The sequence below is a fragment of the Streptomyces sp. CA-250714 genome, assembly GCF_050936705.1.
Taxonomy (GTDB): Bacteria; Actinomycetota; Actinomycetes; order Streptomycetales; family Streptomycetaceae; genus Streptomyces.
Genome location: NZ_JBNJMI010000002.1, coordinates 1,250,170 through 1,274,367, shown reverse-complemented (window position 1 = coordinate 1,274,367; position 24,198 = coordinate 1,250,170). Strand labels below are relative to the sequence as shown.

Genomic DNA, 24,198 nt, shown 5'->3' with positions numbered 1-24,198 from the left:
TTGCGGATCACCAGGGTGGAGACGTTCGCCGTACCCCCGCGCTGGCTCTTCTGCCGGATCGAGACGGACAGCGGGCTCGTCGGCTGGGGCGAGCCCGTCGTCGAGGGCCGCGCGGAGACCGTACGCACCGCCGTGGCCGAAGTCGCCGAGCAGTTCCTGGTGGGCGCGGACCCGCTGCGGATCGAGGACCACTGGCAGCTGATGACCAAGGGCTCCTTCTACCGCGGCGGACCCGTCCTCTCCTCCGCCGTCGCCGGTCTCGACCAGGCCCTGTGGGACATCGCGGGCAAGGCTTACGGCGCGCCCGCACACCAGCTCCTCGGCGGGCCCGTGCGCGAGCGGGCCCGCGCCTACTGCTGGGTGGGCGGCGACGAACCGGCCGATGTGCGCGATCAGGTGGCCGCACAGGTGGCGGCCGGCTTCACCGCCGTCAAGATGAACGCCTCCGGGCGCGCCGACCGGCTGCCCACCACCGCGGCGCTCGACGCCATGGCGGCCCGGGCCGGGGCGGCACGGGAAGCACTCGGGCCCGACGGCGACTTCGCCGTCGACTTCCACGGCCGCTTCTCCGTCGCGGGCGCGATCCGGGCGCTGGCCGCCCTGGAGCCGTACGGGCCGATGTTCGCCGAGGAACCCGTACTGCCCGAGTACACCCGGCTGCTCGGCCGGGTGACCGAGGCGACCACCGTCCCGGTCGCCACCGGGGAGCGGCTCTTCTCCCGTACGGACGTACTGCCCGCGCTCCAGGCCGGGATCGCCGTCGTCCAGCCGGACCTCTCGCACGCGGGCGGCCTCTCCGAGGTACGGCGCATCGCCTCACTCGCCGAGACCTGGGACGTGGCGGTCGCCCCGCACTGCCCGCTCGGACCGCTGGCGCTGGCCGCGAGCCTGCAACTGGCCTTCTGCACCCCGAACTTCCTGATTCAGGAACAATCCATCGGCATCCACTACAACACCGGCGCCGAACTGCTCGACTACGTGGTGGACCGCGAGGTCTTCCGCTTCCACGACGGGCATCTGCTCCGCCCCACCGGGCCCGGACTGGGGGTGACCGTCGACGAGCGGGCTGTGCGCGAGGCCGACAGCAAGGCCGAGAGCTGGCACAACCCCGTATGGCGTCACCCGGACGGCTCATTCGCCGAGTGGTGAGCTCACCCTGGGGGGTGGTGCTGCTTTCGGGCTGCGGCTGAAAACCTTCCACACTGGCAGGCGAGCGTTCAGCGTGGTCCCTGACAAATGTCAGGGCCGATATAGGATGCCCGCGGCCAGAAGGGGGAGGCTGATCATGGACACGGTCATCGTGCAACTGCCGGACCAGCAAGAAAGGGGTACCGGCGAGTTCGCCGATCGGCCGCGTCTGCTGCACCTGGGGCCGGGGGAGACGGCGGACTTCGGCCGCGGCGGCCCCGACGACCCGGTGCAGGTCGCGCTGCCCGACCCCGGCGTCTCCCGGCACGCGGGCCAGATCACGGCCGCCGAGGACTACTGGCGGCTGTCCAACTACAGCGCGCGCGTCACCTATGTGGTGGAGAACATGGAGGGCGCAGGGGAGCACATCAAGGTCGCGCCCGGCAGGCTGGGCGCGCCGGTGCCCTTCGAGTTCTCCCGCGTGGTGCTGCCCTCCCGCGACGGCGAGGTGCACTTCAAGGTGTTCGCGCCGGAGCACATGTACCTGGACACCGGGGTCGGCATCCGCTCGGGAGAGCCCACCCAGAGCCCGTTCGCGCTCGACCAGACCTCCAAGTACTTCCTGGTGCTGCTCGCCCTGTGCGAGCCGCGGCTGCGCGACCCCTCCAGCGGGGCCATCCCCGGCGTCAGCGAGGTCCTGGAGCGGCTGCGTCCGGTGGCGGGCTGCCAGGACCTGACACGGTCCGCCGTCAACTACCACATCGAGTACCTGGCGACGGTCAAACTGCGGCTGCGCATGGACGACGAACGCGCCGCCGGCACCAACCACAAACGCGCCGAACTCGTCGCCCTAGCCCTCCGCTTCGATCTCGTACGCGAAGAACACCTCGCGCTGCTGCGCCCCGCACGTACCGACCGCAAGGAGAGCGCGGCGCATGGCTGAGGGCGACGCGGCAGGACGGATCGACCTGCCCGCCGGCTACCGGGTGGGCGACTGGGTGCTGACCGGCCGGATCGGGGCGGGCAGTTGGGGTGTCGTCTACGCGGCCCGCGGCGCGGGCGACGACACCCGGGCCGCGGTGAAGTTCCTGCCGACCCAGCTGCTGCCGCCCGGACAGCGCGAGTCCATGGCGGAGCTGGTACGGCGCGAGGTCCGCTTCAGCCTGGAGACCCGCCACCCGAACGTGGTGCGCACCCGCGAGGTGCTCACCGTGCACGACGCCGACCGCCCCGAACTGGACGGCGCCACCGCGCTGGTCATGGACCGCGCCGAGCGCAGCCTCCAAGAGCTGCTGGCCTCCGTCTCCGGCGAGAGCCCAGCGCCGCTGCCGGACGCCGCCCGCATCCTCACCGGTGTCAGCGCGGGGCTGGCCCACATCCATGAACGCGGCTGGGTGCACGGCGACCTCAAGCCGGGCAACGTGCTGCTGGGGCCCGGCGGCGAGGTGTGGCTCGGCGACTTCGGGCTGACCGTCGAGCTGGACGGCACCCACGCCTATGTGCCGCCGCTGGGCTCCCTCGACCACGTACCGCCCGAGTGGTGGTCCGACCGCGAGGGCGGGCACAGCGTGGTGCGCCCCACCGCTGACATCTGGGCCTTCGGGGTGCTGGCCCATCAGGTGCTCACCGGCGGACTGCACCCCTTCCCCGGCTCCACCCCGCGGGCCCGCGCGCTGGGCGCCCAGGCCTACGCCCGCGGCAACGCCGAACTGCGGCTGGACAACAGCGTCCCGGACGGCTGGCGGGAACTGATCGCCGACTGCCTCGGGCCCGACCACGCCTCCCGCGCCACGCTCGACGCCGAGGAACTGGCCGCCCGGGTACGGGAGTTGGAGGGCACCGGCAGGACGGGGCGCCGCTTCGGCGGCGGGGGGCGCTTCGGCCGTGGGCGCCCGGGGGGCAGGAGGCGGCGGCTGACCATCGTCGCGGCCGCCGTCGCCGTCCCGGTCGTGGCCGCGGGCTCGGTCGCCCTGCTGCGCGCCGACGACGACCGGACCTCCTCCTCAGGGGGCGACACCCCGAGTGCCTCGCCCACCGCCTCCGGCGCGATCCCCGCCGACTCCGACGTGCCCCGCAAGCTGCGTCCGGTCATCACCAAGGCGGCGCTCCGGTGCGCCGAGAAGGAGGTCACGCCCGCCTTCCTCGCCGCCATGCTGAAGGCGGAGAGCGGCTTCGACGCCAAGGCCAGACGGCCCGAGACCAACGAGTACGGCATCGCCATGTGGACGCCGTCCGTCTTCAAGGGCTGGGCGACGGACGGCGACCGCGACGGCGACAAGAGCTATATGTCGCCGCCGGACGCCATCGCGGCGATGTCCAACTTCGTGTGCTGGCTGGACCAGCAGTACAAGAAGAAGGGCATGCGGGACGACCTGCCCGCGCTGATGGCCGCCGGCTACCGCACCAGTTCCCGTACGGTCATCGAGGAGGGCGGCGTCCCGGCGCGGGTGCGGCCGCATGTCGACCGCGTCGAGCGCTATCTGAAGCAGTACAGCAGCTGACCCCCGCCACCGCGCGGGCGCGCCCTCACGGGGGACGGGCTTGCGCGAGGCTCCACCGCGCTACCCGACCCCCATGCCCCCCGGAAGACGGCCCGTCTGCCTCCCGCACGCCGGCCATGGGCCAGCACGGCCGCCGCGTTCGGGCCGTTCGGCTCGACGGGCCACGGGCCGGCGCCGCTCGTCAGCGGACCGGCCCGTGCTGCGCCACCCTAGGAAACGGCGGGTCAGGCGGGTACCTGACGAACGTCAGGGCGACGGGCCGGAGCGGAAGGGTGCGCGGCGAATGAGCTTTCCCAGCAGGCAGGCGGCGCGGGCCCCCGATCTGCGTACGCTCGACGCGGTGCTGACCGAATGCCGGGCCTGCCCGCGGCTGGTGGAGTGGCGGCAGGAGGCAGCGCGGGTCAAACGCCCCGCCTTCCGGGACTGGGAGTACTGGGCGCGGCCCGTGCCCGGGTTCGGTCCGCCGGACGCGCGGATGCTGCTCGTCGGTCTCGCCCCGGCCGCGCACGGCGGCAACCGCACGGGACGGATGTTCACCGGCGACCGCTCCGGTGACGCCCTCGTCGCGGCGCTGTACGACATCGGGCTGGCCTCGCGGCCCACCTCCACCCACCGCGGCGACGGGCTGGAGCTGCACGGGGTGCGCTTCACCTCGCCGGTGCACTGCGCGCCGCCCGCGCACCGGCCCACCCCGGCCGAGCGTGACACCTGCCGCCCATGGCTGGTCCGCGAGTTGGAGCTGCTGCACCCCACGGTGCGTACCGTCGTCGCCCTCGGCGCGTTCGGCTGGCAGGCCCTGCTGCCGGTGCTGGCCTCCGGCGGCTGGCAGGTGCCGCGCCCGCGCCCCGCGTTCGGGCACGGCGTCCGCGTCGAACTCCCGCCCGCCGAGGGGGATGCCGCGCCGCTGGCCGTGTACGGCTGCTACCACGTCACCCCGCGCAACACGTTCACAGGGCGGCTGACCCCCGCCATGCTGCGGGACGTGCTGCGTACGGCGGCCGAGGAGGCGGGGCTGGAGATCCGTTGACGTGCTGCGGGGGGTGGCGGTGTTGTCGACGGGTGCCCAGGCGGGGGCACGCCTCAGGCGGCGGCCTCGAGCAGCGCGTCCAGCACCGGCCGGATCAGCGGATGCTCCTCAGCGCCGCGCCGTACGGCGGCGAAGACGCGCCGGGTCGGGGCGGTGCCCTCGATCGGCTGCACGGCGACCCCGTCCAGCGCGGTGCCCAGCAACGCCGACCGCGGCACCAGGGCCACGCCCACTCCCGCGGAGGCGAGCGCGACGACGGCGCTGAAGTCGTCGGAGAAGTGCTCCATGCCGGGCTCGAAGCCCGCGTGCTCGCAGGCGAGCACCACCACGTCATGGCAGGGGTTGCCGGGGAAGGGCCCGATCCAGGTGTCCCCGGCCAGCTCGCCCAGCGGCACCCGGTCGGCCCCCGCCAGCCGGTGCCCCCGCGGCAGCACCGCGTCGAACGGCTCGGCGTACAGCGGCACCCGCGTCAGCCGGGGGTCGTCCGGGCGGGGTGCGCCCCGGTACTCGACGGCCACCGCCACATCGGTCTCGCGGTCCAGCACCATCGGCAGGCTGGCGTCGCCCTCCGCGTCCTGGACCCGCACCCGGATCCCGGGCGCCGTACGGGCCAGCCGGGCGAGCGCGGGCGCCACCACCAGGCCGATACCGGTGGCGAAGGACGCCAGGTCCACCCGGCCCGCCGCGCCCGAGCCGTACGCGGCCAGCTCCGCCTCGGCGCGCTCCAGCTGGGCGAGGACCAGATTGGTGTGCGAGAGCAGGATCTCCCCGGCCGGGGTGAGCCGTACGCCCTTGGTGCCGCGCTCGACCAGCCGGTGCCCGGTCTCCTGCTCCAGCGCGGTCAGCTGCTGGGAGACGGCGGAGGGGGTCAGATAGAGCGCGGCGGCAGCGGCGGTCACCGTGCGGTGGTCGGCCACCGCACGGAGGATGTGCAGCCGCCGCGCTTCGATCACGCGACCGATTCTGCCCCAGTCTGCTTCGTGAGCTCTGCCCGGGATGCGACAAACGCGTCGACCGCCCGGCTGACGTCCTCGGTCGAGTGCGCCGCCGACAGCTGCACCCGGATCCGGGCCTGGCCCTTCGGCACCACCGGGTAGGAGAACCCGATCACATATACCCCCCGCTCCAGCAGCAGCTCCGCCATCCGGGCCGCCTCGGCGGCGTCACCGATCATGACGGGCGCGATGGCGTGCTCGCCGGGGAGTATCTCGAAGCCCTCCTCGGTCATCCGGCGGCGGAACAGCTCGGTGTTGGCCCGCAGCTTCTCCCGCAGATCACCGGCCGACTCCAGCAGGTCGAGCACCTTCAGCGAGGCCGCCGCGATCACCGGCGCCAGGCTGTTGGAGAACAGATACGGGCGCGAGCGCTGGCGCAGCAGCGCCGCGATCTCCGCGCGGGCCGCCACATAGCCGCCCGAGGCGCCGCCCAGCGCCTTGCCGAGGGTGCCGGTGATGATGTCGACCCGGTCCTTCACGCCGTGCAGCTCCGGCGTACCGCGCCCGCCCGCGCCGACGAAGCCGACCGCGTGCGAGTCGTCCACCATCACCATCGCGTCGTAGCGCTCCGCCAGCTCGCAGATCTGCGGCAGCGGCGCGAGGTAGCCGTCCATCGAGAAGACGCCGTCGGTGACGATCAGCCGGCGCCGGGCGTCCTGCGCCTGCTTGAGCTGCTGCTCCAGGTCGGCCATGTCGCGGTTGGCGTAGCGGAAGCGGCGGGCCTTGGACAGCCGGATGCCGTCGATGATCGAGGCGTGGTTGAGGGCGTCGGAGATCACCGCGTCCTGATCGCCGAGCAGCGTCTCGAACACGCCGCCGTTCGCGTCGAAGCAGGAGGAGTAGAGGACGGTGTCCTCCTGGCCCAGGAACGCCGACAGCCGCGACTCCAGCTCCTTGTGCACCTCCTGGGTGCCGCAGATGAAGCGGACCGAGGCCATCCCGTAGCCCCAGCGGTCCAGCGCCGAGTGCGCCGCGGCGATCACCTCGGGGTGGTCGGCCAGGCCCAGATAGTTGTTGGCGCAGAAGTTGAGCACCTCGCCGGGCCGGCCGCCCCCGGTCACCTCGACGGTGGCCGACTGCGGGGTGCCGATGACCCGCTCCGGCTTGTGCAGCCCGGCATCGGTGATCTCGTCGAGGGTGGTGCGCAGCTCGTCGCGTACGGAGTCGAACATGCTGTCAGGTCTCCAGGAGTGAGAACGGGTTGGGGCTCAGCTGGTCCAGTCGAGGACGACCTTGCCGCCGTGCCCGCCGGCCGCGTCGTCGAAGGCCGCGTCGAAGTCCCGGTAGTCGTACCGGCCGGTGATCACGGGAGCGAGGTCGAGACCGCCCTCCAGCAGCACCGACATCGCGTACCAGGTCTCGAACATCTCCCGGCCGTAGATGCCCTTGATCGTGATCATCGATGTGACGATCCGGGCCCAGTCCACGGCGAACTCCTCGGCGGGCAGCCCGAGCATCGCGATCTTCCCGCCGTGGGTCATGTTGGCGAGCATGTCGCGCAGTGCCGCCGGGTTGCCGGACATCTCCAGCCCCACGTCGAAGCCCTCGCGCAGCCCCAGGGTGCGCTGGCCGTCGGCGATGCTCGCGCCCGAGACGTTCAGTGCGAGCGAGGCGCCGACCTTGCGGGCCAGCTCCAGGCGCTCCTCGCTGACGTCGGTGACCACGACGTTCCGGGCCCCGGCGTGCCTGGCGACCGCCGCCGCCATCAGTCCGATCGGGCCCGCGCCGGTGATCAGTACGTCCTCGCCGACCAGCGGGAAGGAGAGCGCGGTGTGCACGGCGTTGCCGAACGGGTCGAAGATCGCCGCGATGTCCGGGTCCACCGGTGTGCGGTGCACCCATACGTTCTCCGCGGGCAGCGCCACGTACTCGGCGAAGGCGCCGTCCCGGCCGACGCCGAGCCCGACAGTGGCCCGGCACAGATGGCGGCGGCCTGCCAGACAGTTGCGGCACTTGCCGCAGACCAGATGGCCCTCGCCGCTCACCCGGTCGCCGGGCTTGACGTCGGCCACGTCCCGGCCGGTCTCCACGACCTCGCCGGTGAACTCGTGCCCCACCACCAGCGGCGCGGTCACCGCCTGCTGGGCCCAGCCGTCCCAGGCGCGGATGTGCAGATCGGTGCCGCAGACACCGGTCCGCTCCACCTTGATCAGCACCTCGCCGGGGCCGGCCTGGGGCTCCGGTACGTCGGCCAGCCACAGTCCCGGTTCGGCCTTCTCCTTGACCAGTGCCTTCACACCACGGCTCCTGTCGTCTCGCGCCACGGCAGGGCGAAGCAGGGCCCGCAGGCCCTGTGCCCTGGAACGGGGGTGGGGGCGGCGCCGTGCGAGCGCACCGCCGGGACGAATGTGCCGTACGGGGCCTCCAGGGTCCATCGAGGATTTCTTAACCGCCCCCGCAGCTTCCCTTCACGCCCTCGCCGCGGCCTTGGCCGTCGCCTCGCCGCTCGCGGTCGCGGGGGCCGACGCTGCGCGCTATATGTGACGTATGGCCGAGAAAGTCCGCTCCCGCGCCCCGCGCTCTCGGTGATATGCGGCTCTCCCCGCCCATCTCCCCGATGACGGCCCGTACGGTCGATGTGCCGCCCCGGGCGCCGGGTCTCGCGTACGAGGCCAAGTGGGACGGCTACCGCGTACTCCTCTTCGCCCGCCCCGACGCGCCCTACCTCCAGTCGCGCCGCGGCAACGACCTCGGCCCAGGCTTTCCCGACATCCTGCGGGCCGCCGCGGAGCTGGGCGAGGAGGCCGTGTTCGACGGGGAGCTGGTGGTGATCGAGGAGGGCGCCGTCAACTTCGCCGCGCTCCAGTCGCGGGCCCAGCGCACCGGGCGCCGCGCCGAGGCCGCGGCCGTCGCGCATCCGGCGCACTTCATCGCCTTCGACCTGCTCCAGCTCGGCGACGAGCCGACCATGGCCCGGCCCTACCGCGAGCGCCGGGCGCTGCTGGAGGAGGTCTTCACCCGCCTCGACCTCCAGCCGCCCTGGGCGCTGTGCCCGATGACGACCGATCCCGACCGGGCGGGCGAATGGCTCGACCCGGCCTGGGGCGCGGTCGGAGTCGAGGGCATGGTCGTCAAGGGCCTGGGCCAGCCCTACCGGCCCGGCGAACGCGGCTGGCGCAAGCTGCGCGCCCGCGCTACCGCTGACGCGGTGGTCGGCGCGGTAACCGGTCCTGTGACCTCGCCCGACGCTCTGCTCCTCGGGCGGTACGACGCCGAGGGCGAGCTCCTCATGGTGGCCCAGAGTGCGCCGGTCACCAACGTCCTGCGCCGCGAACTCGGCCCCCTGCTGACCCCTGCGGGGCCCGACCACCCCTGGACCGATGTGCAGTTCCGCTCCGGCTGGGGGACCCGCGACATTCTCGCCCACCGCTGCGTCGTCCCCGAACTCGTCGTCGAGTTCGAGGCCGACGTCGCCTTCGAAGCGGGCCGCTGGCGCCACCCCGTCCAAGCGAGGCGCCTCCGCGCGGAGCTGCCCCCCGAGGACGTCCCCCACTTCCCCGAGGGCCCCACCACCTGACCCCGCATCCGCGGTACGCCGCCGCTCCCTCTTCCCGCCGCAGCGGTGCTCAGCCACGACGTAGGTGTTCGGCGGTGCCAGGCTGTGCCGCGGTGCGGCGACTTTTGGCACCGCCGGTCCGGTGCGTGGGGCTTCTCGCCGTTGCGGCGGGAAGAGGGAGGCGGCGGGAAGAAGCGGCGCGGGAATAGGAATGCGGCGGGGAGATGAACGCCGCGGGGAGAAGGAGGTGCGGCGTGCTCGGTGGCGGGGCGGCCGGGCTAAGGTCGCCGGGGGTCGCGAACGACGCGGCGCACCCATGGCCGTCCGGGCGGAGAGGGCGCACCCCATGGGCCGTCCGCGCAGAGAGGGAGCAGCTCATCGCCGTTCGCGCGGAGAGAGGGCGCACCCCATGGCCGTCCGCGCAGAGAGGGAGGACAGCGTGATGGCGGACCCGCAGTCCGGGACCGAGGTCCCGGACGAGTTGCGGCGGCGGCTCGGCGTACCGGACGCCGTGGTCATCGGACTCGGCGCCATGATCGGCGCCGGGGTCTTCGCCGCGCTGGCGCCCGCCGCGCACGCCGCGGGGTCCGGGCTGCTGCTCGGCCTCGCGCTGGCCGCAGTCGTCGCGTACTGCAACGCGACGTCCTCCGCGCGGCTCGCGGCGCGCTATCCGACCTCCGGCGGCACGTATGTGTACGGCCGCGAGCGGCTGGGAGAGTTCTGGGGGTACCTGGCGGGGTGGGCGTTCGTCGTCGGGAAGACCGCCTCGTGCGCGGCGATGGCGCTGACGGTCGGCTCGTACGTATGGCCCGCGCAGGCGCATGCCGTCGCGGTGGCCGCGGTGGTGGCGCTGACCGCCGTCAACTACGCGGGGGTGCGGAAGACGGCCTGGCTGACACGGGCGATCGTCGCCGTAGTGCTGGCCGTCCTCGCCGCCGTCGTGGTCGCCGGGTTCACCGCGGAGGGCGCGGCGGCCGACCGGCTGGCGCCGGGCGGCGACGTCACGGCCGGCGGCGTCCTCCAGGCGGCGGGGCTGCTGTTCTTCGCCTTCGCCGGGTACGCCCGGATCGCCACGCTGGGGGAGGAGGTACGTGACCCGCGGCGCACCATCCCCCTCGCCATCCCGCTGGCCCTCTCCCTCGCCCTGGTCGTCTACGCGGCCGTCGCCGCCGCGGCGCTGTCCGTGCTGGGCCCCGAGCGGCTGGCCGACGCCACCGCCCCGCTCGCGGACGCCGTACGTGCCGCGGGCGCCGACTGGCTGGCGCCGGTGGTCCGGGTGGGGGCCGCGGTCGCCGCGCTCGGTTCGCTGCTCGCCCTGGTCCTCGGCGTCTCCCGCACCACGCTCGCCATGGCCCGCGACCGCCATCTGCCGCCCGTACTCGCGGCGGTCCACCCGCGCTTCGGGGTGCCGCACCGCGCGGAACTCGCGGTCGGCACCGTGGTGGCCGTGGTCGCGGCGACAGCCGATGTACGCGGCGCCATCGGCTTCTCCTCCTTCGGTGTGCTCCTGTACTACGCGGTCGCCAACGCCTCCGCGTGGACCCTCCGTTCGGACGAGGGCCGCCCGCCCAGGGCCGTGCCCGTGGTCGGACTGGTGGGCTGCCTGGCGCTGGCGTGTGCGCTGCCGCTGTCGTCGGTCGTGGCCGGGGCCGCCGTGCTGGCCCTCGGCGCCGGCGTCTTCGCGCTGCGCCGCCTCCTCGGCGCCCGTACGGGGCACTGACGAGGGGCCGTCCGTGCGGCTCGATTGCCCTGTCCGGACCAGCACCGCGCGCACGCCCGGGGCACTCGGTGCAGCGTGGAAGCAGCGTCCGCAGCATTCGAACCGAAGGAGCTTCCATGCGCCGCTTCCCCACACGTACCGCGACCACCATCGCCGCGCTCGCGGTGACCGCCCTGGTCCCGCTCTGCGGAGTCGCTCAGGCCGCCCCGTCCGACACGCCGGGAACGGCCTCGTCCGCCCCGGCCGACCACGCGCCGGGGGCGAACGGGTCAGCCCCGGCACCGGGCGCCCACTCCCAGGACGGCAGCCGTCCCCAAGGCGGCCTGCTGCCGAAGATCGGCAACCGCGACGGCGCCCTCGGGCTCGGCTTCCTCGGTCTCATCTGACGCCGGGCGCCACCCCGCGCCGAACCGCTCGACTGCGACTGCGCAGCGAGCGGTTCGGCGCGCCGAGGTGCGGGGTGCCTGCCGGTGCGGACCGGTGCCGCCCCGTCAGCCGATGGCCGGCGGCTGCCAGTCGGCGTGCCGCAGTACGGCACGGAGCGTGGCGCCGGAAGGCGCGAGGCGCATCGCCGTGTTGCGCAGCGCTACGGCCAAGGGGTGGGACAGCTGCTGACCCAGTCGGCCGGCCTGCCGGGCGGCGCGGGCGACCGCCTGACTGCGGGGGCGCCGCTCGACGTCGTAACGGGCCAGTGCCGCCGCCACATCGGGTGCCGCGGCGAGCGCGGCGGCCAGCACGGCGGCGTCCTCCAGCGCCTGACAGGCGCCCTGCCCGAGATTGGGGGTCATCGCGTGAGCCGCGTCGCCGAGCAGCACGACGCGGCCCACGGCGAACCGCGGCAGCGGCGTGGCCAGTTCGTTGATGTCGTGGTGCAGTACGGCCTCCGGACGGGTGGCGTCCAGCAGCCGGGGGATCGGATCGTGCCAGCGGCCGAACCGGCGCCGCATCGCCGCGAGCGTGTCCCGGTGGCGGACTCCGGGCGGCGCGGTGAGGACCGCGTGCCATTCGGCCCGGCCGTCGGCGAACGCGATATGCCCGAACTCCGCCCCCTCGCCCCACGTCAGCTCGAAGTCGCTGCCCGGATCGACGGGTCCTTCGGTGATGGCCCGTACGACGGTCGAGCCGCTGTACACCGGGCCCGGGTGGCGCGGGAAGAGCGCGCCGCGCAGCCGGCTGCCGACCCCGTCGGCGGCCACCACGAGATCCGCGTGCAGGACGGTGTCCCCGAGCGGCAGCCGTACGGTGTCGTGGTCCGGGTCGTCCTCGACGGACCGCACCTCCTGGCCGGTCACCAGCGCCGTGGACGGCAGGGCCTGACGCAGCGCCCGGTGCAGCGCGGTGCGGGGTATGCCGACGATCGGCGTGCCCAGCTCCCGCTCCAGGGCCGCCCCGTCCATCCGGGCCAGCAGCCGGCCGCCCGGGGTCCGGGTGCCGCCCGTGTACTGGGGCCTGGCGGCCTCCCGCACCGGTGCGCCGACCCCCAGCGCGTCCAGGGCACGCATGCCGTTGGCGTGCAGGGAGATGCCCGCGCCCGCGTCGGCGAGCACCGGCGCGCGCTCGACGACCGTCACCTCCCAGCCGATGCGCCGTAGCCCAACGGCGGCGGCCAGTCCGCCGATGCCGCCGCCGACCACGACCGCGCGATGTCCCATAGGAGCCTCCTTCTACATCTGTAGAAGGAGATTACTCGGGTGCCTCTACAGGTGTAGAAATGGGGGGTGCCCAACAGGAGCCCCGCCCAAGAGAGCCGTCGCGACAAGAGCCCTGCCGGCAAGAACGGCCCTGCCGACAAGAACCGCGCTGACAAAAACCGTGCTGCCGACAAGCACCCCACCGACCGCCGCGACCGCCGTGCCGTCCTCGCCGACGCAGCCATCGATGTGCTGGCCGAGAGCGGGATGCGGGGCCTGACCCACCGCGCCGTGGACCGGGCGGCCGGGCTGCCGCCCGGCACCACCTCCGCGTACCTCCGCACCCGGCAGGCCCTGCTGACCGCGCTGGTCGCCCGGCTGGTCGCACGGGACCAGGCGGAGCTCGAAGAGGGCGGTCGCCGGCTCCCCGCCCTGCGCGACGCGGACGAACTCGCCGCGGCACTGGCCGGGTTCGTCCGACGGCGCCTGACGGGAGAGGGCCGCCGCCGGACGCTCGCCCGGTACGCCTGCACGGTCGAGAGCGTGCACCACCCCGAGCTCCGCGAGATCCTGCTGCCCCGCGAGAACGCCGCCAGGGACGCGGTACGCGCCTTTCTGACAGCGCAGGGGGTCACGGAGCCCGAGGAGCGCACCCTCACCCTGCTGGCCTGCGTGGACGGGCTGGTCTTCGACCGCCTGGTGAACGGCGGAGACGTCACGGAGGAGGAGCTGCGCGGACTGGTCGCGACCGCGCTGCGGTAGTCCCTCGCGGCCCACAGGCCGGACCGGAGACCGGTTACCACTTCCGTCGCCGGGGCCTCGGTGGCGATCGTCGTCCTGATCGCCGCCGGCGGTCCGCTCGCCCCCGACCTGGTGGGCAACTCCGTGTGCGCGGCCCTTGGGTGTCTCGTACTGGCGTGGACGGCGACCCGGCTGCCGGACTGCGCGCCGGGGAGCGCGGCGCTCCCCGGGCGCCCGCCGTGTCGCCCGGAGGGGGGAAGCAGCGCACCGGGCCGAGGGTGACGCTCGTTTCCAGGTCGGCAGCGCTCCGAGCCGAGACCTGGGGGTCACGATGCGCGCGAAGTTCTCAACCACGCTGGCCGCCGGAGTGCTCACCGCCTCCACGATGCTGGGCACCGCCGCCGCCCCGGGTACCGCTGTCGCGGCCCCCGTCCCGATCCCGGCGCCTGCCTCTGCCCCGGCCGACCCCGCCGTACGGGCCCAGGCCGACCGACTGATGAAGCTCAGCTACCGGGAGTTCGCGAAGGCCCGCCACGTCGCACCGTTCAACTGGACCACCGACGGCTGCTCCGTACCGATCGGCCTCACCCCCTACCGCGAGGTCTTCCGCCCGGCCTGCGTCCAGCACGACTTCGGATACCGCAACTACGGCCGCAACCACGAGCTGAAGCTCGACCCCACCCGGAAGACGAAGAACTGGATCGACGGCCGCTTCCGCACCGAGATGCGGCGGATCTGCGCCGACAGGTACGCGGAGCATCGGCGCCTCCGCAACTGCCGCAGCGCGGCCGAGACTTATTACCTCGGGGTGCAGATCGGCGGCGACGGGGCCTTCTTCTAGCGCAGTTCCCCGCGCCCCGTCAGGGGCGCGGGGAACTGCGCGACAAGCTACAACGAGGCCCGCAGCCCGCGAGCGTCGGACAGGGGCACCCCCGACCCGGTAACTCGACTACCCGCAGTTGTCCGGGGCCGGTTTGCCCGCGAAGCGGTCGGCCAGCCACTGAGTGGCGACCGGCCCGCCCAGGGAGACGCTGCCGATGTGTTCGAGCAGTGGCAGGCTCTGCCACTGCACGCTCGCACCGCGCCGGCACCAGTCGTTACGCAGCCCCCGGCCCACCTCGTACGGGATCAGTTCGTCCAGCGTGCCGTGGTAGAGGTGGACGGGGTCGGCGGGAGCCTTGCCGCCGAGGGCGGAGGAGCGCAGCACCCGCTGCCAGTCCGGCTGGTCCAGCGGGTTCCTGACCGTCACGTCCGAGATCCTCTTGAACGCTCCGGCCACGGTGTCGACCGCGACGCACCTGGTCTTCATGAAGTCGACCAGGCCGCGGCCCTCGGCGTTGAGGTAGGAGTCCAGGTCCAGTTCGGGGAAGGCGGCGTTCTGGCCGATGGCGGCCATCAGGATCAGCCCCGCACCGATGTTGCCGTTGTTGTGGTCGGCCACCTTCAGCAGGTCGGCGGGTACGCCACCGGTCGCGGTGCCGACCACGTCCAGGTCGGGCGCGTACTCGTCCGCGAGTTGTGCGCCCCATCCGGCCGCCTGGCCGCCCTGCGAGTAGCCCATCAGGCCGACCTTCGACTCGGGCGTGACGCCCATCTCGCGGGCGCCCGGCAGCCGTTGCGCCGCGCGGGCCGCGTCCAGCATGGCGGTGCCCTCGGCGCGGCCGACGGTGTAGGTGTGGTCGCCCGGTGTGCCCAGCCCCTCGTAGTCGGTCACCACGACGCCCCAGCCGCGCTGCACCACGGAGTTGATGAGGGTGGCCTCGACGGCGGTTCCCCGGGGGAAGTTGGCCGAGGGCGCGCAGTGGTCGGCGATCCCGACCGTGCCGACGGCGTACGACACCAGTGGACGCGGCCCGCTTCTGCCGTCCTTGGGCACGATGACCGTGCCGGACACCTGGTTCGGCCGGCCCTTGGCGTCGGTGGAGGAGTAGGTGATCCGCCACGCGCGGGTGTGGGTCGGCTGCTCGGGGAGGGGACGGAAGGCGGTCGGCTCGGCGCCGAGCACCTCGCCCGGCTTCCCGGCCGGGGTGTCCGCGGCCGGTGCCTCCTTCGCGGCGGCGGGGTTCGCGGGCAGCGCCGCGAGCAGCAGTGCTGCGGCCGCCGAACCGGCCACGGTGGTGGAGAGTTTGCGGAGGATACGGTTCATGGCGGCTCCCGACTCGTCCCGGCGCTCAGGCCGTGGCGGGTACGGCAGGGCCCGACCGCAACCGCCACGGCACCGCGGGAATCTAGCCAGGTACGCCGGCCGAGGGGCTGACCCGGCAGCTCAGCTTCGCTGACCTGAGCTCGCACGGGCCTGGCCCGCGGCCCGGGCGTGTGCCCGGTAGGCGCCGGGAGTCGTCCCCGTCCAGCGCCGGAACGCCCGGTGGAAGGCGGTGTCCTCGGAGAAGCCGAGCCGTTCCGCCAGGGCCGCGATCGGCTCCGTGCCCTGGGCCAGCGCGCCGAGCGCGGCGTCCCGCCGTACGGCGTCCTTCAGCTGCTGGAAGGAGGTGCCGTCAGCGGCGAGCCGACGGCGCAGCGTGGCCGGGCTGACCGCCAACCGCTCGGCGATCACCGCCAGTTCGGGCAGTGGGATGTCGCGGTGCAGGGCCTGGCGCAGCCAGTGCCGTACCTGCTCGGCCGTACTCGTGTCGTACTTCCGCCTGGTGAGCAGTTCAGCCGGGGCCCGGCGCAGCAGCAGCTCCAGCTCCGCCTCACCTCGGACGACGGGCGCGGCCAGCAGTCGCGCGGGGAAGCCGGCCGCGGTGCGCGGCGCCTCGAAGGTGACCGGGCAGCCGAACATCGCCGCGTACTCGCGGTGGTAGGGCGGCGCCGCGCAGTCGAAATGGATCCAGCGCAGCGGAATACGGCGGCCGATCAGCCAGCCGGAGAGCCGGTGCCAGATCGTCAGCACACAGGCGGCGAGGAAGCAGTCCCCGGCCGCGAACCGGTCCCGGACGACGAAGACGGCCTCGTCGCCCCTGGACTTCCCGCCGTCCCCGGCCTCCGCGCCTTTCCCGCCGCCCCCGGCCGTCGGCGCGGTCTCCAGCGCCAGCTGCGGGCCTTGCGGGAAGAGACCGTAGAAGCCGATGGCCCGCCGGGTGGCGGTGCCCAGATCGCGGCAGCCGCCGGCCGCGTAGCACATCATCGCGAAGGTGCCCCGCTTGCTGGGCGCCGGGCCGAGCCCCAGGAACTCGTCGCCGGTGCGCCGGTACAGCTCGTGGATGACGCAGGTCAGCTGACCGGCGGTCACCCGGGCCTCGTCGTCCGCCAGCAGCAGCGGCGGGATACCGGCCGTGTGCAACAGGGCGGGGACGTCGATGCCGTACCGGCGGGCGCCGCCCAGCACGGCCCGCACGATGTGCACGGTCACAGTCCGGTCAGCCGTGGTCACCATGGAACGCACGGTAACGGCGATGAGCGCCGCGGTCAGTGCCGCTGACGCTTCCCGTCATCCCGCACCGCACCGCCGTTCCCTAGCGTCGAGGTCCGGTCGGCCACCGAAGGCACCGGGCGGCCGACTGGCCCGGAGGCACGGCCGCCCTGAACGCACCGGCCGGGCACCGGAAAGCGGCGGGCGAGGGGCCATGACACGGAAGCGGAGGCGGCATCGATGAGCGACATCCGGCCGGAGACCCTGGCGCTGTTCACCGAGTGGACCGCCGAACGGTACGGACAGCTGCCCGCGCTCCGCTTCCGGCGGCACGGCGACGGCGCGTGGACCGACATCGGCTACGACCAACTGCGCGACCGCGCCCGCCGGATCGGCCGCGGACTGCTCGGCCTCGGCGTACGACCCGGCGAGCGGGTGGCCGTGCTGGCCGAGACGTGCCCCGAGTGGACCTACGCCCATTTCGGGCTGCTGGCCGCGGGTGCCGTACTCGTCCCCGTCTACCCGACGGCGGGCGAGGAGGAGATCGCCTGGGTGCTGGCCGACTCCGGGGCGTGCGCCGTGCTGTGCGGCGACGAGACGCAGGCGGCGCGGGTCGAGGCGCTGCGCGACCGGCTGCCCCGGCTGCGGCACGTCCGGCTGCTCGACGCGCCGTACGAGCGGCCGGCACCGCTGGACGCGCTGCTGGAGCGGGCCCGCGCGGTACCGCCGGAGGCCACCGCCGGCATCGTCTACACCTCGGGCACCACCGGCCCGCCCAAGGGGTGCGTGCTGCGGCACGCCAACTTCAACGCCGTACGCGACGCCACCGTCGAGCACCTCGGCCTCGGCCCCGGCGACCGCACCTACCTCTACCTGCCGCTGGCCCACCTCCTCGCGCAGCTCACCGAGCTGGCCACCCTGCTGGAGGGCGCCACCCTGGCCTACTTCGGCGGCCGGATCGAGGATGTCGTCGGCGAACTTGCCGAGGTCGCCCCCACCCATCTGCCGTCCGTCCCCCGGCTGTTCGAGAAGGTGCACGCGACAGTGGCGGCACTGGCGCAGGGGCAGGGCGCGGACGGTCCCGAGCGCCTCGCCGCGGCGGTCCGTACCGGTCTCGAGGTGGCGGACCTCGAAGCCGCGGGGCGGCCCGTGCCCGAGGAATTGGCGGCCCGGCACGCGCAGGCCGAGAAGCGCCTCTTCTCCCTCGTACGGGCCGCGTTCGGCGGCCGGTTGCGCCGCCCGGTCTCCGGTGGGGCGCCGCTGGCCCCGCAGACCCGGGACTTCCTACGCGCCTGCGGGCTGCCGGTGTACGAGGGTTACGGCATGACCGAGTCGGCGGGCCTGATCGCGCTCAGCCGTCCCGGCGCGCACCGCCCCGGCACGGTGGGCAAGCCGCTCGCCGGGTGCGAGGTGCGGATCGCCGAGGACGGCGAGGTGCTGGCCCGCGGCCCGATGGTCTTCCCCGGCTACCACGCGAACGAGGCGGCCACCGCCGAGATCCTCGACGCCGAGGGCCGGCTGCACACCGGCGATCTGGGCGCGCTGGACGAGGACGGCTATCTGTCGATCACCGGCCGCAAGAAGGACCTCATCATCACCTCGGCGGGCAAGAACATCACCCCCTCGTTGCTGGAGTTCGCCCTCCAGCAGTCGCGCTGGATCTCCCAGGCGGTGCTGATCGGCGACAACCGGCCCTACCCGGTCGCGCTCATCACCTGTGACCGGGAGGAGATTGCCCGACTCGGCCTGACGGGCCCGCCGTCGCGGGACGTCACGCTGCGCCGGCTCGTCCAGGAGGCGGTGGACGCGGCCAACGCGCAGGCCGCCCGCCCCGCCAGGATCCGGGCCTTCGCGATCCTGGACGAGGACTTCGACGTCGGTACGGGCGAGTTGACGCCCACCCTCAAGGTGCGGCGCGGCGTGGTGGCGCGCCGGCACGCCGCGCGGATCGAAGCGCTGTACGCCCGCAAGGCGCCGCAGCCCTGAGCGGCCGGGCCTGTTCCGCGAAGTGCGGGCGTGTGCCCCCTGGGGCGCCGAGGAGCACCTGTGACGGACTGCGAAGTGGTTGTGAAGGAGTTGAGGCCACCCCCGCCGTACTGCGCTTTCTCGCATCCCGGAAGTCTTGTTCCGCGTCGCGGGCTCCTCTAGGGTCAGGGCCTTCTTGGCGGGCCAGGCGGAGGAGAGAGCGCGTTGAGCAACGAGGCGATACGGCACGAGGAGATGGGCCGGCGCAGGTTTCTCGCCGGTGCGGGGGCGTCGGGAGCGGCGGGCTTCCTCACTGGTACGGCATCATCGTCCGCCCACGCCCAAGGGCGGCAGCCGCTGAGACGCGGCGACGGCAAGGGGCCGGGCCCCGAGGCGTTCGACAAGGACACCCTGCTGCTCGTACCCGACCGGGTGCTGCTGCCCAAGGGCGTGGTCAAGGACCATGCGGTGCTCGTGAAAAAGGGCGTCTTCCGCGACATCGGCAGCACCGCCCGGCTCACCGCCGCGCACCCGCACCTCGATCCCGTACGGCTGGAAGGGCATCTGCTGATGCCCGGCTTCGTGGACGCGCACCACCATCTGACCCAGAGCTTCGGCAAGGCGCAGGCCTTCGGGCAGCCCTCCGAGATCTTCAAGACGGTCTGGGAGCCGCTGGAGCACGCGCTGGACGAGGAGACCGCGGAACTGGCCGCGAAGCTCGCCGCGCTGGAGTCGCTGCGCGGTGGCTTCACCACCGTCGCCGACGCCGGTACCCGGGCCCCGGTCGATGTGGCGGCCCTGGCCAAGGGCACCGAGGCAGCGGGCATCCGGTGTGTGCTCGGCAAGGTCGTCTCCGACGGCAAGGGCGGCGAGGAGCACCTCGAACGGTGGGACGGGCACCCGCTCGTCCACCCCTCACTGGCGATTCCCGTCCCCGAGAACGCCACCGAGAAGGTGCTCAAGCGGACCGCTCAGCTGTGCGCCGACGCCGGCGCCGTCTTCCAGATCCACGTCAACGAACACCTGGCCGCCGTCGAACGCTCCCTCAAGTCCGTGGGCCGCCGCCCCCTCGACCACCTGCACCATGTGGGCGCCCTCGGCCGGCACACCCTGTGCGCCCACACCACGCTGCTCAGCCCGCGGGAGGTGCGGCTGCTCGCCGACACCGGCGCCGCCGTCAGCTACAACCCGGTCGCCAGCGCCTGGAAGGGCAACGCGGTGGCCCAGGCGGGCATGATGGCCGCGTTCGACGTCCGGTTCGGCACCGGGACCGACGGCACCCGCGGCGACGGCTTCCGGATGGTGGACGCAGCGGAGACGGCGCAGCGGCTGACCTCGGGCATCGACACCGGCGACTCGGTGTGCGGTGCCGGGCGGCTGTGGCTGGACCACGCCACCGTCAAGAGCGCCGACGCGCTGGGTCTCGGCGCCACCACAGGGCAGATCGCGGTCGGCAAGGCCGCCGACTTCCTCCTCGTCGACCTCGACATCCCCGAGCTCACGCCCTCCTGGGACCTGGAGTGGGAACTGGTCCGGCTGGCCAACCGGGACCAGATCAGCGCGGTCGTCGTCGCCGGCCGACTCCGCCTCTGGCACGGCTGGCCCCCACACTGGGACGGCCCAGCCCTGGTCCGCCGCGCCGCGGAGGTCGGCCGCGAGGTGGTCCACCGCGCCGACATTCGCCGGGTAGACCCGGTCCCGGGCGACTAGGCGGCTCGGGGGACGCGCCCCGAAGGGGCGCGGGGAACTGCGCGACCAGCCACAACACACCCGCAGCCGGCAAACGTCGGGCAGTGGCACCCCCTCACCGCACGGCCCGCTCCCGCAACTCACCGGACTCCGCAGCCTCCCGCACGGAGTGCTGAAGTATGTCGCAGGTGTGCTGTGCCTCATCCATCAACCTGGTGGCCTCCGCCAGGAGAATCCCGTACGGCCGGGAGGGGTCACCCAACGGCAGCGACGTACCGCGCGTGCGCTCGACCAGTTCGGTGCGCTTCCGCTGCGCCGCCTCCGTCGCCCGGTACAGCTCCTGCAACTGGCTGGTGAGCCGGTGCTCGTCGATCTCGCTGAACTGCCGGGTGATCCGTTCGAGCGCCTCCAGCAGCGCGGCGTAATCCCGCAGGAACCCGCGGCACTCCTCGCCGCTCTCGTCCTGCGGCCACTGGTGCAGCGTCCGGGTCATCGACGTGAGCTGGTGGCTGACCCGCTCCAGCGCGTCGATCAGCTCCTGGTAGCCGGAGAAGTCCTGGGGCGCGGTGTGGCCGGGAAGCAGCAGCCGGGGGTTGTAGTACTTGCTCTCCACCGCCGTGTGCAGCGCCGAGCGGGCCTGGCTGACGAGCGATCCCAGTGTCGCCGCACGCTGCCGCCAGTGCCAGGTGCGTTCCTCCTCCATGTCGCCCTCGCGCAGCGCGGGGTGGATGTCGCCGATGAGGTCGCACTGCGAGTGGGCCAGCGCACGGATGCCCTCCTCCGCCCCGCGGTAGCGCATGGGCGGCAGCAGCGTGACATTGATCAGTACGCCGATCCCGCAGCCGATGCCGACCAGTTCGAGGATCTGGCCGAGCTGTTCGATCCGCTGGAGGTTGCCGGTGGCGGAGACGTAGGTGGAGAAGGCGAAGAACGCGGCGGTCGCCACCTGGGTGCCCTGGGAGCCGAGCCGCTGCCAGCGGCCGATGGTCAGCGCGATCAGCGCGACCAGCACGAAGGTCAGCAGATCGGGCCCGGCCAGGAAGCCCAGCGCGCCCTGCACGCACACGCCCGCGCAGACGGCGGCGAGATAGCGCAGCGCCTGGAGCAGCGACTGATAGATCGTCACCTGCATGATCAGTACGGCGGAGAACGGGGCGAAGGCCGGGGTCTGTGCGGCCATCAGATCGTGGGCCACGAACCAGGAAGCGGAGGCCGCCAGGGTGCTCTTGCCGATGAGCTCCAGCGTGTGCCGCTCGTGTCCCGCCGTTCCTTTCGCACGGGCCAGCCACCGCCCGGCCCGCGCCCACCTGCCGGGGGACGCCGCCCTGCTGTGCGCCGTCGCTCCGCTGTGCGACGCCCCTCCGCTTTGGGACGTCGCTCCGGGGCCGTCGTCGTGGGACACACCCGTCTCCTCGGTCATCCGTGGCTCTCCCTCACCGCGTCCTGCACGGCGCCATAGTGCGCCCCCGTGTGCTCCCGACGGGTTTGCCCGCGCAGGTGGCGGAGTGCCCGTTTTTTCACCCGGCGGTGTGTGGCGGTGGTCACAGGTGTTGGTTCCCGTGGGTAACGGAACACAGGGCATCGACGGCACGCCCGGCTCTCGCGGCGAGTCTTCGCTGGTGGCGCGAGTGCGTGCCCTTCTACTCGTCCCCAGATGTTGCCAACTTGTTCATACAGGTGGCCTTCCCTGGTGCGGGTGTTCTTGAAAGACTCTGCCGCGTCCTACGTTTCCGAACACGCCCTGCGAGGTCAGCAGAGACATGCCAGAACTCAACCGGCGCCGGTTCCTCCAGATAGCCGGCGCGACCGCGGGCTTCTCGGCCCTCTCCGGCAGCATTCAGCGCGCCGCGGCCATCCCCGCGGCCCGCCGTTCCGGCACCATCGACGATGTCGAGCACATCGTCGTGCTGATGCAGGAGAACCGGTCCTTCGACCACTACTTCGGCACCCTCAAGGGCGTCCGCGGCTTCGGGGACCCGCGCCCGGCCGCACCGACCGGGAAGCGGACGGTCTGGCAGCAGTCCGACGGCAACAAGGACGTACTGCCCTACCACCCGGACGCCGAGAACCTGGGCATGCAGTTCATCGCGGGCCTCAACCACGACTGGGCCGGCGGCCACCAGGCGTGGCACGAGGGCAAGTACGACCAGTGGATACCGGCCAAGGGCACCGGCACCATGGCGTATCTGACCCGGAAGGACATCCCCTTCCACTACGCGCTCGCCGACGCCTTCACCATCTGCGACGCCTACCACTGCTCGATGATCGGCGCCACCGACCCCAACCGCTACTACATGTGGAGCGGCTACTCCGGGAACGACGGCGAGGGCGGCGGCCCCGTGCTGGGCAACGAGGAGAAGGGGTACGGCTGGACGACGTATCCCGAGCGGCTGGAGCAGGCCGGTATCTCCTGGAAGATCTACCAGGACATCGGCGACGGGCTGGACGCGGACGGGAAATGGGGCTGGATCGAGGACGCCTACCGGGGCAACTACGGCGACAACTCGCTGCTGTACTTCAACAAGTACCGGAACGCCCAGCCCGGTGACCCGCTCTACGACAAGGCCCGCACCGGCACCGACGCCAAGAAGGGCGACGGCTTCTTCGACATCCTCAAGGCCGACGTCAAGGCGGACAAGCTGCCGCAGATCTCCTGGATCGCGGCGCCCGAGGCGTTCACCGAGCACCCCAACTTCCCCGCCAACTACGGCGCCTGGTACATCGCCCAGGTGCTGGACGCGCTCACCGCCAACCCCGAGGTATGGGCGAAGACGGCGCTGTTCATCACCTACGACGAGAACGACGGCTACTTCGACCACGTCGTCCCGCCCTACCCGCCGGCCTCCGCGGCACAGGGCCGGTCCACCGTGGACACCGCGCCCGACTACTACAAGGGCGGCGTCGCCGGCTACGCGCCCGGGCCCTACGGCTTCGGACAGCGCGTGCCGATGCTCGTCGTCTCCCCCTGGAGCACCGGCGGCTATGTGTGCTCCGAACTGTTCGACCACACCTCCATCCTCCGGTTCATGGAGCGCCGCTTCGGTGTGCACGAGCCGAATATTTCGCCCTGGCGGCGGGCCCTGTGCGGCGATCTGACCTCGGCGTTCGACTTCACCCTCAAGGACACCGACCCGGCCGACCTGCCGGACACCGACGCCTACGAGCCGCCGGACAAGGAGCGGCACGACGACTATGTGCCCAAGCCGCCGGCCAAGCCGGTGCTGCCCAAGCAGGAGCCGGGCTCCCGGCCGACGCGCCCACTGCCGTACGCGCCGCTGGTGGACGGTGCGGCGAAGCCCAAGGAGGGGAAGTTCACCCTCACCTTCGGCGGCGGCAAGTCCGCGGGCGCCTTCTTCCTGGTCACCTCAGCCAACCGCACGGACGGCCCCTGGACCTACAGCACCGAGGCGGGCAAGCAGCTGTCCGACACCTGGAACACCGCCCACTCCGGCGGCAGCTACGACCTGACGGCACACGGCCCGAACGGCTTCCTGCGCACCTTCAAGGGGCCGGGCAAGCAGCCGGGCCCTGAGGTGACTGCCCGGCACCTCGCGAAGAGCGGCGACATCGAGCTGACCTTCACCAACGCGGGCGACACCGACTGCGCTCTCACAGTGGCCAACGCCTACGGCGGAGCCAAGGAGACCCACAAGGTACGTGCGGGTGCCACGGTCGTGCGCACGGTGAGCCTGCGGGAGAGCAAGCGCTGGTACGACCTGACCGTCACCTCCGACGCCGACACCGGCTGGCAGCGCCGACTCGCCGGTCACGTCGAGACCGGTGAGCCCGGCGTCAGCGACCCGGCCACACTGACGGACTGACACCTCGCCGCCCGGCCCCACCCGGAACCGCTCCGGGTGGGGCCAGCGCGTGACCGGACACCGGGGAGGGCGGGGGAAGGCGCGTGACTGGACACCGGGAGGGCGGGGGAAGGCGGAACCTGGTGCGGCGGT

General features: G+C 73.0%; 19 protein-coding genes. 12 read left to right on the top strand and 7 right to left on the bottom strand.

Annotation, left to right across the window (positions count from 1 at the left end; genetic code table 11):
* The 4 genes from dgoD to ACQEU8_RS24590 all read left to right on the top strand — a co-directional run bounded on the left by dgoD (position 1) and on the right by ACQEU8_RS24590 (position 4,656).
* On the top strand, positions 1–1,149 hold the full coding sequence (dgoD, locus tag ACQEU8_RS24605; RefSeq protein WP_433104626.1) for a galactonate dehydratase: 1,149 nt from the start codon (positions 1–3) through the stop codon (positions 1,147–1,149).
* Positions 1,150–1,285: 136 nt separating this feature from the next.
* The gene (locus ACQEU8_RS24600) at positions 1,286–2,071 is read left to right on the top strand and encodes a serine/threonine protein kinase (protein WP_433104624.1); all 786 of its coding nucleotides are present in this window, start codon (positions 1,286–1,288) and stop codon (positions 2,069–2,071) included.
* The gene (locus ACQEU8_RS24595) at positions 2,064–3,629 is read left to right on the top strand and encodes a serine/threonine-protein kinase (protein ID WP_433104622.1); all 1,566 of its coding nucleotides are present in this window, start codon (positions 2,064–2,066) and stop codon (positions 3,627–3,629) included. The genes ACQEU8_RS24600 and ACQEU8_RS24595 overlap by 8 nt, the downstream gene beginning before the upstream one ends.
* A gap of 283 nt (positions 3,630–3,912) precedes the next feature.
* On the top strand, positions 3,913–4,656 hold the full coding sequence (locus ACQEU8_RS24590) for a uracil-DNA glycosylase (protein WP_433104620.1): 744 nt from the start codon (positions 3,913–3,915) through the stop codon (positions 4,654–4,656).
* A 53-nt stretch (positions 4,657–4,709) separates the two neighbouring features.
* On the opposite strand, the gene ACQEU8_RS24585 is transcribed toward ACQEU8_RS24590, so the two are convergent.
* Genes ACQEU8_RS24585 through tdh form a run of 3 tightly spaced genes read right to left on the bottom strand, consistent with a single transcriptional unit; the run spans position 4,710 to position 7,888 of the window.
* Positions 4,710–5,609: a LysR family transcriptional regulator gene (locus ACQEU8_RS24585; protein ID WP_433104618.1), complete on the bottom strand. Its 900-nt coding sequence runs from the start codon at positions 5,607–5,609 to the stop codon at positions 4,710–4,712.
* A complete protein-coding gene (locus ACQEU8_RS24580) occupies positions 5,606–6,823 on the bottom strand; it encodes a glycine C-acetyltransferase (RefSeq protein WP_433104616.1) in 1,218 nt (405 codons plus the stop codon). The genes ACQEU8_RS24585 and ACQEU8_RS24580 overlap by 4 nt, the downstream gene beginning before the upstream one ends.
* 36 nt (positions 6,824–6,859) lie before the next feature.
* Positions 6,860–7,888: an L-threonine 3-dehydrogenase gene (tdh, locus tag ACQEU8_RS24575; RefSeq protein WP_433104614.1), complete on the bottom strand. Its 1,029-nt coding sequence runs from the start codon at positions 7,886–7,888 to the stop codon at positions 6,860–6,862.
* A 293-nt stretch (positions 7,889–8,181) separates the two neighbouring features.
* Between tdh and ACQEU8_RS24570 the strand changes: the two genes are divergently transcribed.
* From ACQEU8_RS24570 to ACQEU8_RS24560, 3 genes are all read left to right on the top strand, one after another.
* Positions 8,182–9,168: an ATP-dependent DNA ligase gene (locus ACQEU8_RS24570; RefSeq protein WP_433104612.1), complete on the top strand. Its 987-nt coding sequence runs from the start codon at positions 8,182–8,184 to the stop codon at positions 9,166–9,168.
* Positions 9,169–9,589: 421 nt separating this feature from the next.
* Positions 9,590–10,867: an APC family permease gene (locus ACQEU8_RS24565; RefSeq protein WP_433108689.1), complete on the top strand. Its 1,278-nt coding sequence runs from the start codon at positions 9,590–9,592 to the stop codon at positions 10,865–10,867.
* 116 nt (positions 10,868–10,983) lie between these two features.
* Entirely contained in the window at positions 10,984–11,253 is a 270-nt protein-coding gene (locus tag ACQEU8_RS24560; protein WP_433104610.1) for a hypothetical protein, read from the top strand.
* A gap of 105 nt (positions 11,254–11,358) precedes the next feature.
* Here the strand turns inward: ACQEU8_RS24560 and ACQEU8_RS24555 are convergent, their stop codons facing one another.
* Positions 11,359–12,519: an FAD-dependent monooxygenase gene (locus ACQEU8_RS24555; protein ID WP_433104608.1), complete on the bottom strand. Its 1,161-nt coding sequence runs from the start codon at positions 12,517–12,519 to the stop codon at positions 11,359–11,361.
* A gap of 222 nt (positions 12,520–12,741) precedes the next feature.
* Here ACQEU8_RS24555 and ACQEU8_RS24550 point away from each other — a divergent pair, with 222 nt between their 5' ends.
* Positions 12,742–13,260 carry a TetR/AcrR family transcriptional regulator gene (locus ACQEU8_RS24550; protein ID WP_433108687.1) on the top strand — a complete coding sequence of 173 codons (519 nt, stop codon included), beginning with the start codon at positions 12,742–12,744 and terminating at the stop codon, positions 13,258–13,260.
* Between the two features lie 310 nt (positions 13,261–13,570).
* Positions 13,571–14,080, top strand: coding sequence for a phospholipase A2 (locus ACQEU8_RS24545; protein WP_433104606.1), 510 nt, complete (start codon positions 13,571–13,573; stop codon positions 14,078–14,080).
* Positions 14,081–14,188: 108 nt separating this feature from the next.
* Here the strand turns inward: ACQEU8_RS24545 and ACQEU8_RS24540 are convergent, their stop codons facing one another.
* Both ACQEU8_RS24540 and ACQEU8_RS24535 read right to left on the bottom strand, forming a co-directional pair.
* Positions 14,189–15,385 carry a lipase family protein gene (locus ACQEU8_RS24540; protein ID WP_433104604.1) on the bottom strand — a complete coding sequence of 399 codons (1,197 nt, stop codon included), beginning with the start codon at positions 15,383–15,385 and terminating at the stop codon, positions 14,189–14,191.
* Between the two features lie 120 nt (positions 15,386–15,505).
* On the bottom strand, positions 15,506–16,615 hold the full coding sequence (locus tag ACQEU8_RS24535; RefSeq protein ID WP_433104602.1) for an AraC family transcriptional regulator: 1,110 nt from the start codon (positions 16,613–16,615) through the stop codon (positions 15,506–15,508).
* Between the two features lie 216 nt (positions 16,616–16,831).
* Between ACQEU8_RS24535 and ACQEU8_RS24530 the strand changes: the two genes are divergently transcribed.
* A complete protein-coding gene (locus tag ACQEU8_RS24530) occupies positions 16,832–18,577 on the top strand; it encodes an AMP-dependent synthetase/ligase (protein ID WP_433104600.1) in 1,746 nt (581 codons plus the stop codon).
* A gap of 234 nt (positions 18,578–18,811) precedes the next feature.
* A complete protein-coding gene (locus ACQEU8_RS24525) occupies positions 18,812–20,266 on the top strand; it encodes an amidohydrolase family protein (RefSeq protein WP_433108685.1) in 1,455 nt (484 codons plus the stop codon).
* Between the two features lie 94 nt (positions 20,267–20,360).
* Here the strand turns inward: ACQEU8_RS24525 and ACQEU8_RS24520 are convergent, their stop codons facing one another.
* On the bottom strand, positions 20,361–21,665 hold the full coding sequence (locus ACQEU8_RS24520) for an FUSC family protein (RefSeq protein ID WP_433104598.1): 1,305 nt from the start codon (positions 21,663–21,665) through the stop codon (positions 20,361–20,363).
* Between the two features lie 340 nt (positions 21,666–22,005).
* On the opposite strand from ACQEU8_RS24520, the gene ACQEU8_RS24515 reads away from it, so the two are divergent.
* Positions 22,006–24,066 (top strand): phosphocholine-specific phospholipase C, encoded by a 2,061-nt coding sequence (locus ACQEU8_RS24515; RefSeq protein ID WP_433104596.1) that lies wholly within the window; start codon positions 22,006–22,008, stop codon positions 24,064–24,066.
* Positions 24,067–24,198 lie beyond the last annotated feature (132 nt).

What these genes read in the sequence shown, in the direction of transcription:
- ACQEU8_RS24600 (WP_433104624.1), top strand. Translation starts at nt 1,286, where the DNA reads ATGGACACGGTCATCGTGCAACTGCCGGACCAGCAAGAAAGGGGTACC.
- ACQEU8_RS24595 (WP_433104622.1), top strand. Translation starts at nt 2,064, where the DNA reads ATGGCTGAGGGCGACGCGGCAGGACGGATCGACCTGCCCGCCGGCTAC.
- ACQEU8_RS24590 (WP_433104620.1), top strand. Translation starts at nt 3,913, where the DNA reads ATGAGCTTTCCCAGCAGGCAGGCGGCGCGGGCCCCCGATCTGCGTACG.
- ACQEU8_RS24580 (WP_433104616.1), bottom strand. Translation starts at nt 6,823, where the DNA reads ATGTTCGACTCCGTACGCGACGAGCTGCGCACCACCCTCGACGAGATC.
- ACQEU8_RS24570 (WP_433104612.1), top strand. Translation starts at nt 8,182, where the DNA reads ATGCGGCTCTCCCCGCCCATCTCCCCGATGACGGCCCGTACGGTCGAT.
- ACQEU8_RS24565 (WP_433108689.1), top strand. Translation starts at nt 9,590, where the DNA reads ATGGCGGACCCGCAGTCCGGGACCGAGGTCCCGGACGAGTTGCGGCGG.
- ACQEU8_RS24560 (WP_433104610.1), top strand. Translation starts at nt 10,984, where the DNA reads ATGCGCCGCTTCCCCACACGTACCGCGACCACCATCGCCGCGCTCGCG.
- ACQEU8_RS24555 (WP_433104608.1), bottom strand. Translation starts at nt 12,519, where the DNA reads ATGGGACATCGCGCGGTCGTGGTCGGCGGCGGCATCGGCGGACTGGCC.
- ACQEU8_RS24545 (WP_433104606.1), top strand. Translation starts at nt 13,571, where the DNA reads ATGCGCGCGAAGTTCTCAACCACGCTGGCCGCCGGAGTGCTCACCGCC.
- ACQEU8_RS24540 (WP_433104604.1), bottom strand. Translation starts at nt 15,385, where the DNA reads ATGAACCGTATCCTCCGCAAACTCTCCACCACCGTGGCCGGTTCGGCG.
- ACQEU8_RS24535 (WP_433104602.1), bottom strand. Translation starts at nt 16,615, where the DNA reads ATGGTGACCACGGCTGACCGGACTGTGACCGTGCACATCGTGCGGGCC.
- ACQEU8_RS24530 (WP_433104600.1), top strand. Translation starts at nt 16,832, where the DNA reads ATGAGCGACATCCGGCCGGAGACCCTGGCGCTGTTCACCGAGTGGACC.
- ACQEU8_RS24525 (WP_433108685.1), top strand. Translation starts at nt 18,812, where the DNA reads ATGGGCCGGCGCAGGTTTCTCGCCGGTGCGGGGGCGTCGGGAGCGGCG.
- ACQEU8_RS24520 (WP_433104598.1), bottom strand. Translation starts at nt 21,665, where the DNA reads ATGACCGAGGAGACGGGTGTGTCCCACGACGACGGCCCCGGAGCGACG.
- ACQEU8_RS24515 (WP_433104596.1), top strand. Translation starts at nt 22,006, where the DNA reads ATGCCAGAACTCAACCGGCGCCGGTTCCTCCAGATAGCCGGCGCGACC.